Genomic DNA, 12,995 nt, shown 5'->3' on the forward strand with positions numbered 1-12,995 from the left:
GCGAATGATTGGATGGCTGGAGTATGGATGGATGTATTTTCTGCGGGGCGGGGTGGTGATGTGGCCCCTGCTTCTGTGTTCGCTGGTTTCTCTGACCCTCATCCTGGAACGGGGGGCTTTTTTCCGGCGGGAAGATTCCGGCAGGGACTATCCCCGCACCTTCTGCCGGATGGTGCGGCAGAAACAATGGCAGGACCTGCTGGCAATGAGCCGCCGGACCCGGGGTGCCCAGGCGGAACTGGGAATCCGGCTGCTGACGGCTCCGCCGGAGGCCCGGGAGAAGGAAAGTTATATCCTGGGAGAAAGCCAGCAGCTGGTAAGCCGTTTTGACAAAGGGCTGAACTACCTGTCCGTCATCGTTACCCTGGCACCCATCCTGGGACTCCTGGGCACCATTACCGGCATGATGTCCTCTTTCCAGGCCCTGGGGGACCGGTGGGACAATCCCCTGGGGGTTACAGCCGGGGTGGCGGAAGCCATGATCACCACTGTGTTCGGCCTGCTGATCGCCATTGGGACCATCTGCTTCCACACCTATTTTTCCCAACGGGTGAATACGGTGCTGGAAGAAGTGGAACAGATGGACAATGCCTTTATGGAAAACGCCGGGGATATGCCCCGTGAGGGAGGGAAGAGAGTATGATCCATCTCCATCGGTCAGGGGGAGAGAAACATCCCTCCATCCAGATTTCACCCATGATCGATATGGTGTTCCTGCTGCTGATTTTTTTCATCGTCTGTACCATGTACATGACCCAGCAGAAGGGTGTACCGGTGGAACTGCCGGCAGGACGGGGACAGCTGCAGCAGAAAGCCCAGGTGGAAGTGACCCTGCCCAGGGACGGGACTATCTGGTACCAGGATCATCCGGTGACTGTGGAGGAACTGGTCCGGGAAGCGGCTGCGGCGGCCAGGGAAAACCCCCATCAGACCATAAACCTGCGGGCGGACAAGGAAGTCAGCTATGGCCGGGTCATGGGAATCATGGGGGAACTGAAACGGGCGGGACTGGAAGAATTTTCCCTTTCCGTTTCCACAGGTGAAGCCCATGGCTAAGCCGGAATGGAACCGGTATTTCAGCCTGTCCCTGCTGGCCCATCTGCTGATCCTGTCCTTGGGAGGGGCCCTGCTTTATGCCCATCGGTCCCTGCCGGAAACGCCGCAGGAATCCATCCGGGTCCATCTGGCGGGGCCGGACAGAGGCAGGGGAAATGCCGGAACCCCGGGAAAAGGAAAGGATTCCGCAGCACAGCAGGGAAACGGGACGGCCCATGCCGGGACCGGAGAACAGGACAGGCTGTTGGAACAGCTGATGGAAGCCCCCAGCCGGGTCAATGACCGGGGTGAAGTGGAGCGCCCGGAAAGGAACGGCGCACAGGAATCGGGAGGAGAGCAGGCTGGGGTCAGTCCTTCTTCTGGCGGATCCGGAGAAACTGGGGGAAGCGGGAACCTGGCAGGAAACGGACAGGGGAACGGTTCCGGCGGTCCTGGTGCAGGGGATGGATCCGGAGCATCCCAGGGCGGCGGGGAAAGCCTGGAGGACCGGAGCCGTGATGCCAGTCTGGAAAGCTACAGCAAAATCTATCCCCAGGCCGCCCGGGCTTCGGGAGAAGAAGGGACGGCCCAGGTGGGGGTTGAAATCAGTGCCGGAGGAGAGGTGCTGTCCGCCTGGCTGGAAAGCAGCACCGGCTATGACCGTCTGGACCGGGCCGCTTTGAAAAGTGCCCGGCAGTGGACATTTTCCCCGGCCCTGGATGCAGCCGGACATCCTGTGCCTTCCCGGAAAAGCGTCACCGTGGTGTATTTCCTTACGGAGTAGAGGCGGAAGAATCCCGTCTTGCACCGGAAAAGGACTCTTTGTATAATACAGACGATGGAGAAAAGGGAAAGGAAGATGTGCTATGGTCCAGAAGAAAATCCGTACCCTTGCCTGCAGCACCCTGCTGGCAGGATTGTGGATGCTGATGGGAGCGGGGGCTGCCCAGGCGCAGCCGGCCACCGCCTCGGAAGCCGCCCACCATGTAATCGAACAGGAGCTCCAGAGCCATGTGCCCGGACAGGCTGTGTATGCCCGGAACGGAGTGGTGATCCGGAGTGGGATCCTGGGGGAAAAAGACCTGCTGATCCATTATCCCCAGGTAAGAGTCATGGGAAATCCCCAGGCATCCAGGAAGATTTCCCGGTATTTTGCAAAGCAGGCCAATCTGTCCCGGGAAAACTACAACAAGGCCAATACCATGGAAGAAAAACTGACTTCCCGGGTGGATTTCCAGGTAAGTTACCATGGAAACCGGTATCTGTCCTTCCAGACGTATGGCTATGACTATGTGGAACGGGCGGCCCATCCCACCAGCTGGGAACTGGGGAAGACCTTTGATCTGACCACCGGGGAACGGGTACCCTGGCAGAAAGTCATCCGTCAGGATCTGCGGGATCAGTTTACCCTGAAGAAAATCAATGAAGCCCTCTGGAATACGGAATATGGGAAAGGTCATTATTTCTTCCAGGATTTCAAGGGCCTGGAAAAACTGCCGGAAAACTATTATCTGGACGAAAAGGGCCATGTCCATTTTGTCTTTGGACAATACGAAATCGCCCCCTATGCGGTGGGGATCATCGATCTGAATATGGGGCTGGGAGTGTAACGAAGGATACGTTCTTTTCGGCAGCCGGAGCAGACAGCGGGCAAAAGTGGCCTGGCTGTCTGTTTTGGTTTACAATAACAGAAGAAGGGAATTCCGGTCAGAACAAGGAAGAAGGAGAGGATAAAGATGAAACTGTGGAAGAAGGAACTGATGGGGTGTGCCCTGGCAGGACTGGTGGGGCTGGGGACTGCATTTGGAGCCGTACCGGCTTCTCAGGCGGAAGCCGGCGGCGTGCTGGTGGATGTGCTGGGAACCGCCATTGCCGGGACTATGTACCGGGACAAGGTCATGGGGGTCTACAAGACGTACAACAACACCGACAAAGGCCGGCAGGAATGGTTCGAACATATGAAGGAAGAAGAAGGGGTGGTGGACAATGAGTATCTGAACAGCCGTCTGGATACCATTATGGCCAACGTAACCGCGGGAATCGGGGCCGTGGATCCTACGGTATACAAGAAACCCTATCATTATTTCATCAGCCCCCATGATGATGCCAACGCGTACTGCACCATCGGACACAATGTGAATGTATACAAGGGGATCTTCAATCTGTTCCCCACCGATGATGAAATCGCAGTGGTGATTGGCCATGAACTGGGCCATGGCCAGAAAGACCATCCCATCCAGGGCGTGAAAAAATCCCTGAATGCAGCGGTACTGGCAGAGATGGCCAATGCAGCCACCGGAGGTATAGCCAGCGGAGCCATTGGACAGCTGTATACCTATACCCGGAACGTCCATTTGTCCAAACCCATGGAATGGGAAGCGGACAATCTGGCTTTTGACTATATCACCCACACCAATTACAATCCGGGCGCCACGGCAGCCGTATGGCAGCGGTTCCTGGAAAAATATGGGAATATGAACGTCCATTGGAGCGACCATCCCACCTGTACCGAACGGCGGGAGAACTACGTGAAAAAACTCAACGCCTGGAGCAACAAACATGTGGATGACAAAGACGGCGTGGTGTATGTGAACAAGAAAGAATTCATCACCCCCAGCGCCACCGGCTCCATGTCCAGCAAGGAACGGTCCTACTTCGTCATGGGGAATCTGGCCGCCGTGTACCACAACAACAAGACGGCCCCGGAAGCTTATGCCAATGGAGATACAGTGATGATGGGAGAACAGCCTATTATGACCAGTACCGGGGATGATCCTACGGCAGAAGAATTGGCAGCCAAACTGAATCGAATCAAATGATGGAATAAATAAAATAAAAGAGCGTTTAATTGTCCGTGACAGGCCGAACAATTAAACGCTCTTTTAAAAATAGAACGAGTTGAAATGAAACAAAGAGTAAAAGAATGTAAAAAATACATATGAAAGTAAAATATACGTAAATAACCGTAAATAAGAAAAATATAAACGATAATATGGAATTTGAAGGATCGATATAAGTATGGTATTATAATTAAGCGTTCTCGAGAGAGAATGCAGTCAGAAATCAGCTTCAACAACCAGATGTTTTCAAAAGAAAATAAAAAAGTTGTTGACAGAAACAATGATTCCTGATAAAATAAAAAAGCTGTCGCTGAGACAGTGAGACGAACTTTGAGAACTGAATATTGTTGACAGATGTGCGGGTCAAGTCACTTTTAGTGATGAGATCGAGTCACCTGGATGACAACCAGGTTAAAAAATCAAAGCTAGTTTTTCGAGAGCCAAGCGGCTCTTCAAAATATCTATTTTGGAGAGTTTGATCCTGGCTCAGGACGAACGCTGGCGGCGTGCTTAACACATGCAAGTCGAACGGAGAACTTTCTTCGGAATGTTCTTAGTGGCGAACGGGTGAGTAACGCGTAGGCAACCTGCCCTCTGGTTGGGGACAACATTCCGAAAGGGATGCTAATACCGAATGAGATCCTCTTTCCGCATGGAGAGAGGATGAAAGATGGCCTCTACTTGTAAGCTATCGCCAGAAGATGGGCCTGCGTCTGATTAGCTTGTAGGTGAGGTAACGGCTCACCTAGGCGATGATCAGTAGCCGGTCTGAGAGGATGAACGGCCACATTGGGACTGAGACACGGCCCAAACTCCTACGGGAGGCAGCAGTGGGGAATCTTCCGCAATGGACGAAAGTCTGACGGAGCAACGCCGCGTGAGTGATGAAGGCCTTCGGGTTGTAAAACTCTGTTGTCAGGGACGAAAGCACCGATCTATAATACATTTTGGTGTTGACGGTACCTGACGAGGAAGCCACGGCTAACTACGTGCCAGCAGCCGCGGTAATACGTAGGTGGCAAGCGTTGTCCGGAATTATTGGGCGTAAAGAGCATGTAGGCGGGCTTTTAAGTCCGACGTGAAAATGCGGGGCTTAACCCCGTATGGCGTTGGATACTGGAAGTCTTGAGTGCAGGAGAGGAAAGGGGAATTCCCAGTGTAGCGGTGAAATGCGTAGATATTGGGAGGAACACCAGTGGCGAAGGCGCCTTTCTGGACTGTGTCTGACGCTGAGATGCGAAAGCCAGGGTAGCAAACGGGATTAGATACCCCGGTAGTCCTGGCCGTAAACGATGGGTACTAGGTGTAGGAGGTATCGACCCCTTCTGTGCCGGAGTTAACGCAATAAGTACCCCGCCTGGGGACTACGATCGCAAGATTGAAACTCAAAGGAATTGACGGGGGCCCGCACAAGCGGTGGAGTATGTGGTTTAATTCGACGCAACGCGAAGAACCTTACCAAGGCTTGACATTGAGTGAAAGACCCAGAGATGGGTCCCCTTCTTCGGAAGCACGAAAACAGGTGGTGCATGGCTGTCGTCAGCTCGTGTCGTGAGATGTTGGGTTAAGTCCCGCAACGAGCGCAACCCTTATCCTATGTTACCAGCACGTAATGGTGGGGACTCATAGGAGACTGCCAGGGATAACCTGGAGGAAGGCGGGGATGACGTCAAGTCATCATGCCCCTTATGTCTTGGGCTACACACGTACTACAATGGTCGGCAACAAAGGGCAGCGAAGCCGCGAGGCGGAGCCAATCCCAGAAACCCGACCCCAGTTCGGATCGCAGGCTGCAACCCGCCTGCGTGAAGTTGGAATCGCTAGTAATCGCAGGTCAGCATACTGCGGTGAATACGTTCCCGGGCCTTGTACACACCGCCCGTCACACCACGAAAGTTGGTAACACCCGAAGCCGGTGAGATAACCTTTTAGGAGTCAGCTGTCTAAGGTGGGGCCGATGATTGGGGTGAAGTCGTAACAAGGTAGCCGTTCGAGAACGAGCGGCTGGATCACCTCCTTTCTATGGAGAACCGAAGGAGTCCAAGGACTTACTTCTATTCTCGTCGACGCACATCTGTCAGGAACAATATTCGGTTCTCAGGGCTCGTCCCTGAACATGAACCTTGAAAACTTCATAGAAGAGACAAAACAAAGTCTTAGACATTGTGATGAATGTCTAAGCACCTCTGATCTAAATGCGAATTTAGAAACGAGTAACGAGAATACCAGGGAACGTAAGTTCCTTAGTAAACTGAACCAGAAAATTGCGAAAGCAATTTTAAGTCAAGCTACTAAGGGCATACGGTGAATGCCTTGGCACTAAGAGCCGATGAAGGACGTGGTAAGCTGCGAAAAGCTACGGGGAGCCGCAAGCAGGCTTTGATCCGTAGATGTCCGAATGGGGGAACCCACCATCCGTCATGGGATGGTATCCTTCGGGAAGGGAACCCGGTGAACTGAAACATCTAAGTAGCCGGAGGAAGAGAAATCAAACGAGATGCCCACAGTAGCGGCGAGCGAAGAGGGCAGAGCCTAAACCAGAGAGCTTCGGCTCCCTGGGGTTACGGACTGGCATAAACCGAGTCAGGCCTAGCCGAATCACCTGGAAAGGTGAGCCACAGACCGTGAGAGCCGGGTAGGCGAAAGGCAGAGCAAGGGGGCCAGTATCCAGAGTACCGCGAAGCACGAGGAATTTTGCGGGAAGTCGGGGGGACCACCCTCCAAGGCTAAACACTTCTTAGTGACCGATAGCGCATAGTACCGTGAGGGAAAGGTGAAAAGAACCGCGGGAGCGGAGTGAAAGAGAACCTGAAACCGTATGTCTACAAGCAGTCGGAGCGCAAGCGACGGCGTGCCTATTGAAGAATGAGCCAACGAGTTACGGGCGCCAGCGAGGTTAAGCAGGAAATGCGGAGCCGTAGGGAAACCGAGTCTGAAAAGGGCGAAGAGTTGGTGTTCGTAGACCCGAAACTGTAGTGATCTACCCATGATCAGGTTGAAGCACGGGTAAAATCGTGTGGAGGACCGAACCGGTGAGTGTTGAAAAACTTTCGGATGAATCGTGGGTAGCGGTGAAATTCCAATCGAACGCAGAGATAGCTGGTTCTCCTCGAAATAGCTTTAGGGCTAGCCTCAGGCAGTAAGCATAGGCGGTAGAGCACTGATCGGGATAGGGACTGTAATGGTTACCGAACCCTGTCAAACTACGAATGGTTATGCTGCAGAGCCTGGGAGTCAGACTACGAGAGATAAGTCCCGTTGTCAAAAGGGAAACAGCCCAGACCATCAGCTAAGGTCCCCAATGCCATACTAAGTGGAAAAGGATGTGGGGTCTCATAAACAACCAGGATGTTGGCTCAGAAGCAGCCACCATTTAAAGAGTGCGTAATAGCTCACTGGTCGAGAGGCCCTGCGCCGAAGATTCCCGGGGCTAAAGTATGGAACCGAAGCTATGGATGCATACGTAGGTATGCGTGGTAGAGGAGCGTTCCCATCGGGTTGAAGTCGTCCTGGAAGGGACGGTGGACTGGTGGGAAGTGAGAATGTTGGCATGAGTAGCGAAAAGAATGGTGAGAATCCATTCCACCGAAAGCATAAGGATTCCTGAGCAACGATCGTCGTCTCAGGGTAAGTCGGGACCTAATCCGAGGCAAAGAGCGTAGGAGATGGACAACTGGTTGATATTCCAGTACCGGCAGTGATCGTTTGAACGAAGGAGTGACGCAGGAAGGCAGGTCCGCACGAGATTGGTAGATCGTGTGCAAGCGTGCAGGCTGGTTACCAGGCAAATCCGGTAACTGAGGCTGAGGCGTGATGCGGAGGGAACTTGTTCCCGAAGGGATTGAGCCTACGCTGCCGAGAAAAGCTTCTAGTGAGAAAGCTGCCGCCCGTACCGTAAACCGACACAGGTATGCGGGGAGAGAATCCTAAGGTGCGCGGGAGAACCCTCGTTAAGGAACTCGGCAAAATGTACCCGTAACTTCGGGATAAGGGTAGCCACAAAGGTGAAGGGACTTGCTCCCGGAGCCCGGTGTGGTCGCAGAGAAGAGGCCCAAGCGACTGTTAACCAGAAACACAGGTGCCTGCGAAAGAGAAATCTGAAGTATAGGTGCTGACACCTGCCCAGTGCTGGAAGGTTAAAGAAGGATGTCCGGGTTCGACCCAAAGCATTCGACTGAAGCCCCAGTGAACGGCGGCCGTAACTATAACGGTCCTAAGGTAGCGAAATTCCTTGTCGGGTAAGTTCCGACCCGCACGAAAGGTGTAACGATTTGGGCACTGTCTCAACGAGGGACCCGGTGAAATTGAAATACCTGTGAAGATGCAGGTTACCCGCGACTGGACAGAAAGACCCCATGGAGCTTTACTGTAACCTAATATTGGGTTCTGATACTTGATGCACAGGATAGGTGGGAGGCACGGATGGCAGTCCTCTGGGATTGCCGGAGCCGACGTTGGGATACCACCCTTCAATTATCGGGATTCTAACCGAGCGAGTAACGATCGCCGGGACAGTGTTAGGCGGGCAGTTTGACTGGGGCGGTCGCCTCCCAAAGAGTAACGGAGGCGCCCAAAGGTTCCCTCAGCGCGGACGGAAACCGCGCGCGGAGTGTAAAGGCAGAAGGGAGCTTGACTGCGAGCCAAACACGGCGAGCAGGTACGAAAGTAGGGCTTAGTGATCCGGTGGCATCCAAGTGGAAGGGCCATCGCTCAACGGATAAAAGCTACCCTGGGGATAACAGGCTAATCTCTCCCAAGAGTCCATATCGACGGGGAGGTTTGGCACCTCGATGTCGGCTCATCACATCCTGGGGCTGAAGTCGGTCCCAAGGGCTGGGCTGTTCGCCCATTAAAGTGGTACGTGAGCTGGGTTCAGAACGTCGTGAGACAGTTCGGTCCCTATCCATCGCGGGCGCAAGAGATTTGAAGGGGGCTGCTCCTAGTACGAGAGGACCGGAGTGGACGGACCGCTGGTGTACCAATTATCCCGCCAGGGGTACAGTTGGGTAGCTACGTCCGGAACGGATAAACGCTGAAAGCATCTAAGCGTGAAACCATCCTTAAGATGAGATCTCTCACAGCGTAAGCTGGTAAGACACCTGGAAGATTACCAGGTTGATAGGCAGGGTGTGGAAGCGTAGTAATATGTTAAGCTGACCTGTACTAATATGTCGAGGGCTTGACTTAAGTGAGTCGCCGATTGTTTGCAAGCGGAAGCGTAGCAAAGAATCGTGCCAGCGAACTTACTCAGAAGGATGCGACGAAAAGGAGCATCCGTGAGTATCCTCTACCGCGAAGCGGCTGAGGTATACGAAATAAGAGAGTAAGTGAGCGAAAGAAGCTCGTAACGTTACGTCCGAAAGAACGTATATGTCTCTTCATGAAGTTTTGAGGGCTCATGCCTTCAGTAACATAATCCGGTGGCGATAGCTAAGGGGATCCACCTGTTCCCATGCCGAACACAGCAGTTAAGCCCTTATACGCCGAAAGTACTCGACTGGAAACGGTCCGGGAGGATAGGGAGCTGCCGGTTAAGAAAATTCCGCATCTGATGGATGCGGAATTTTTTTTGTCAACGGTCAGCTGTCACTCGGACCCGTAGGGGCTGCACGCCGGGCAGCCCGTCTGGATGCCGGTTGCCGGTGCACAGGGCGGGACGCCGGGCTTGCGCCCCCTACGGTTTCTACTGTTTCAAAATCAATTTGCAAAAATTGATTTCTAGCGGCTGTTGACAGCTGACGACTGACCGCTGACCGAACGAGGGTGTTGCACCGTCGGTGCAACACCCTCGTTCTTTATTTGTTGGCTATTTTCACCAAACTCAGCATTACCGGCACTTCTGTCAGCACACCTACCGTGGTGGCCAGGGCGGCGGGACTGGTGACGCCGAACAGGGCGATGGCTACGGCTACAGCCAGTTCGAAGAAGTTGGAGGCTCCGATCATCCCGGCCGGGGCTGCGATGTTGTGGGGCAGATGGAGCAGGTTGCTGGCCTCGTAGGCGATGGCAAAGATCAGATAGGTCTGGAGCACCAGGGGAATGGCGATCAGGAGGATATGGAAGGGATTGGACAGGATTACCTGGGCCTGGGAGCTGAAGATGATCACCAGGGTCAGCAGCAGCCCCCAGGTGGTCGCCTGGTCGAATTTGTGGATGAACACCTGATTGAAATACGCTTCGCCTTTCTGCCGGATCACTGTCATCCGGGTCAGGATCCCGCCTGCCAGGGGAATCACCACAAACAGGAAAATGCTCAGGAACAGGACGCTGTAGGGGACGGTTACGTGGGATACACCCAGGAGAAATTTTACAATGGGGACAAAGGCCGCCAGGATGATCAGATCATTGGTGGCCACCTGGACCACCGTATAGGCCGGATCCCCTTTGGTCAGGGTACTCCACACAAAGACCATGGCGGTGCAGGGGGCAGCGCCCAGGACAACGGCTCCTGCCAGGTACTGGGTGGCCAGATCCTGAGGAATGAAGGCCTGGAAAACATGGAAAAAGAAGAAGGCCGCCAGGGCGTACATGGTGAAGGGTTTGATCAGCCAGTTGGTGATCCAGGTGACAAAGAGCCCTTTCGGGTGTCGGCCCACTTCCCGGATGCTCTGGAAATCCACCTTCATCATCATGGGATAGATCATGATCCAGATCAGGATGGCAATGGGGATGGAGATCCCGTCAATCTGGAGCCGGTCCAGGAAACGGGGAACAGCGGGCAGGAAATGGCCCACCAGCACACCGGCCACCATACAGAGAAAGACCCAAAGAGAAAGATACCGCTGGAACGGGCTGATGCCCGAGTTTTTTTCTGATGACATAGAATCGACTCCTTATAACTTATTAAATTTATAGATTTAAATTCATCAATATATCAAGGTAAAAATAATCACCGGCAGCGGGAGCACTGGCAGTCATCAGGCTCTGCGGCAGTCTTTTCCTGGAACAGCTCCTGGAGCAGGGCCTCCAGTTCTCCGGCAGCCTGATGGTTCAGGGTATAGTAGACCCATTTGCCTTCTTTCCGGCCGGTGACAAAGCCTGCGTCGCACAGGATCTTCATATGATGGGAAAGGGTGGGCTGGGACAGATGGAGGTTTTCCAGCAGCACACAGGCGCACCGTTCACCCCGCTGGAGCAGTTCCAGGATGTGGAGCCGGTTTTCATCGGCTAAAGCCTTGAACAGGCGGGCCGTTCCCCCCAGATTTTTCATAACCCAGCCTCCTTTCATATTGATCAATTTAAATCTGTTAGCTGCAGTATAGGATGTTTTTCGGCGGGTGTCAAGGTTGCTTTTTTGTTTTTTCTCCCGGTATACTGTTTCCGTATGAAAAATAATGACCATAAAGTATTTGTATTGGACTGCGGAATCTTTTATGCTATAAACAGACAAGTACAGAACAAAAGGAGTGAACAATAGGGTGAAAAGGAACGTTTCCATAAAAAATAGCCGGATCCTGGTGGGGATCCTGGTACTGCTGGGCGCTGTGCTGGCAGGGACCTGGCGGTTTTCCCCCTGGTTCCGTACCTGGGCCATGGGCAAGGCGGAACAGGCCCGGGGCGCAGCCATCCATTATGATCTGCTGGATGAAGTGGAAGCCCGGAACATCCGGCAGGTGATGACAGCGGATCCTGCCCACAGCCGGGTGATCATGTGGCAGTCGGACTATGCCGTGAAGGAACCGGTACTGGAATACCGGATGGAAGGAAAAGAAAACGGGGAAACGGTGCCGGTGCAGGCGGAAAAATTCACGGATGGGGGAAAGAACACCTGGATCTACCGGGCCCGGATCAGCGGCCTGGAACCAGGACAAACCTATGGATATCGGATCCGGGACGGAAAGAAGGCCACAGCATGGATGTCCCTGAAGGCTTTTGCCGGGAATACGTTCAAAGCCCTGGTCTTTCCCGATTCCCAGTCGGCGGACTATTCCGCCTGGAAGGCTACGGCCCAGCCGGCCTGGCAGCGGAACCAAGATGCCCAGTTCTTTGTGAACATGGGGGATCAGGTGGATAACGGCCAGGATGCCAGCCAGTGGAATGCCTGGTTCGATGTGGTGGAACCCATGGCTGAGAAGATCCCCATGGCCACGACGGTAGGCAACCATGAGACCTATGACCTGAACTGGAAGGTCCGCCGCCCGGAAGCCTATATGAAACTGTTCAATCTGCCGCAAAACGGCTATGCCCAGTATCCCAACCGGTTCTATTCCTTTACGGTGGGGGATGTGCATTTCGTTGTGCTGGATACGGTGTTTTCCGAAATGAAGGACCTGGAGCCCAACCTGGAACAGGACGAAATCCAGTGGTTCCGGAAGGACATGGAACAGAACCGGCAGAAATGGAATATTGTGGTGATGCACAAGGATCCTCTCCGGTATGCCTTCAATCCGGCTACGGGCCGTACAGGTCGTGATGAGGGCATCGAACAGGAAGGGAAGGTCTGGATGCCGCTCTTTGATGAATACGGCATCGACCTGGTGCTCAGCGCCCATCTCCACACCTACCGGAACCGGGGCCATATCCGGGATTTCCGCCACAATCCCGACGGGCCTCTGTACATCCTCACCGGGGTGGCCGGCGATGTGCGCTATCCCGGCCTGTGGAAGCAGCATCCTCTGGATGAATACGTGGCGCCCCAGCCGGAAACAGACAACTATCTGGTCATGACTAAGACGGATGATGAGCTGCAGCTCCAGGCCTTCCTGCCCGATGGAACCCTGCTGGACACGGCCACCATGGAAAAAAAGGCCCAGTGAACGGAACGTGTGAAAGGAGAAATCCGGATGATCCATTTTGACGGGAAAACCTATGACTGTCCTTTTGATTGTTTCCTTGCCGTCCTGAAAGGGAAATGGCGGACGGATCTGCTGCTGGCTCTTTCTGCCCATCCCTGCCATTTCCGGGAACTCCAGCGGACCCTTCCCGGAATCAGCGCCAAGGTCCTGACGGAGAACCTGCGGATTCTGGAGCGGAACCATCTGATGGAGCGGAGAGAACAGGATGTTCCTTCCGGAATGGTGGAATACCGTCTTTCGCCAGAAGGAAAACAGCTTGTCCAGGTCATGGAGCAGATCAATCAGTGGGTGGAACGCTGTTTGGGATGAAAAGAGGGGGCTGTTG

At 53.9% G+C, this 12,995-nt stretch carries 9 protein-coding genes and 3 rRNA genes; 10 read left to right on the forward strand and 2 right to left on the reverse strand.

Translation table 11 applies throughout. The features are described 5' to 3' along the window. Nucleotides 1–4 precede the first annotated feature (4 nt). The 8 genes from ACFER_RS01695 to rrf all read left to right on the forward strand — a co-directional run bounded on the left by ACFER_RS01695 (nt 5) and on the right by rrf (nt 9,408). Nucleotides 5–643, forward strand: coding sequence for a MotA/TolQ/ExbB proton channel family protein (locus ACFER_RS01695; RefSeq protein WP_012937718.1), 639 nt, complete (start codon nt 5–7; stop codon nt 641–643). After that, entirely contained in the window at nt 640–1,056 is a 417-nt protein-coding gene (locus ACFER_RS01700) for an ExbD/TolR family protein (RefSeq protein WP_012937719.1), read from the forward strand. The genes ACFER_RS01695 and ACFER_RS01700 overlap by 4 nt, the downstream gene beginning before the upstream one ends. Continuing rightward, nucleotides 1,049–1,819 carry an energy transducer TonB gene (locus tag ACFER_RS10755; RefSeq protein ID WP_012937720.1) on the forward strand — a complete coding sequence of 257 codons (771 nt, stop codon included), beginning with the start codon at nt 1,049–1,051 and terminating at the stop codon, nt 1,817–1,819. The genes ACFER_RS01700 and ACFER_RS10755 overlap by 8 nt, the downstream gene beginning before the upstream one ends. Before the next feature lie 82 nt (nt 1,820–1,901). After that, nucleotides 1,902–2,645, forward strand: a complete 744-nt coding sequence (locus tag ACFER_RS01710; protein WP_012937721.1) for an RsiV family protein — start codon at nt 1,902–1,904, stop codon at nt 2,643–2,645. A 126-nt stretch (nt 2,646–2,771) separates the two neighbouring features. After that, nucleotides 2,772–3,854 (forward strand): M48 family metallopeptidase, encoded by a 1,083-nt coding sequence (locus ACFER_RS01715; RefSeq protein ID WP_012937722.1) that lies wholly within the window; start codon nt 2,772–2,774, stop codon nt 3,852–3,854. A gap of 484 nt (nt 3,855–4,338) precedes the next feature. Next, nucleotides 4,339–5,895, forward strand: a 16S ribosomal RNA gene (locus ACFER_RS01720). 261 nt (nt 5,896–6,156) lie between these two features. After that, a 23S ribosomal RNA gene (locus ACFER_RS01725) occupies nt 6,157–9,062 on the forward strand. Nucleotides 9,063–9,291: 229 nt separating this feature from the next. Further along, nucleotides 9,292–9,408, forward strand: a 5S ribosomal RNA gene (gene rrf, locus ACFER_RS01730). The 16S, 23S and 5S rRNA genes sit together here, the layout of an rRNA operon. A gap of 262 nt (nt 9,409–9,670) precedes the next feature. On the opposite strand, the gene arsB is transcribed toward rrf, so the two are convergent. Both arsB and ACFER_RS01740 read right to left on the reverse strand, forming a co-directional pair. Further along, nucleotides 9,671–10,696 carry an ACR3 family arsenite efflux transporter gene (arsB, locus tag ACFER_RS01735; RefSeq protein ID WP_012937723.1) on the reverse strand — a complete coding sequence of 342 codons (1,026 nt, stop codon included), beginning with the start codon at nt 10,694–10,696 and terminating at the stop codon, nt 9,671–9,673. Between the two features lie 68 nt (nt 10,697–10,764). After that, complete coding sequence (locus ACFER_RS01740) at nt 10,765–11,085, reverse strand: ArsR/SmtB family transcription factor (RefSeq protein ID WP_012937724.1); 321 nt, start codon at nt 11,083–11,085, stop codon at nt 10,765–10,767. A 208-nt stretch (nt 11,086–11,293) separates the two neighbouring features. On the opposite strand from ACFER_RS01740, the gene ACFER_RS01745 reads away from it, so the two are divergent. Continuing rightward, a complete protein-coding gene (locus ACFER_RS01745) occupies nt 11,294–12,631 on the forward strand; it encodes a purple acid phosphatase family protein (RefSeq protein ID WP_012937725.1) in 1,338 nt (445 codons plus the stop codon). A 27-nt stretch (nt 12,632–12,658) separates the two neighbouring features. Beyond that, the gene (locus ACFER_RS01750) at nt 12,659–12,979 is read left to right on the forward strand and encodes a winged helix-turn-helix transcriptional regulator (protein ID WP_012937726.1); all 321 of its coding nucleotides are present in this window, start codon (nt 12,659–12,661) and stop codon (nt 12,977–12,979) included. The last annotated feature ends 16 nt before the right edge of the window (nt 12,980–12,995 follow it).

It is taken from the genome of Acidaminococcus fermentans DSM 20731, from assembly GCF_000025305.1.
Taxonomy (GTDB): domain Bacteria; phylum Bacillota; class Negativicutes; order Acidaminococcales; family Acidaminococcaceae; genus Acidaminococcus; species Acidaminococcus fermentans.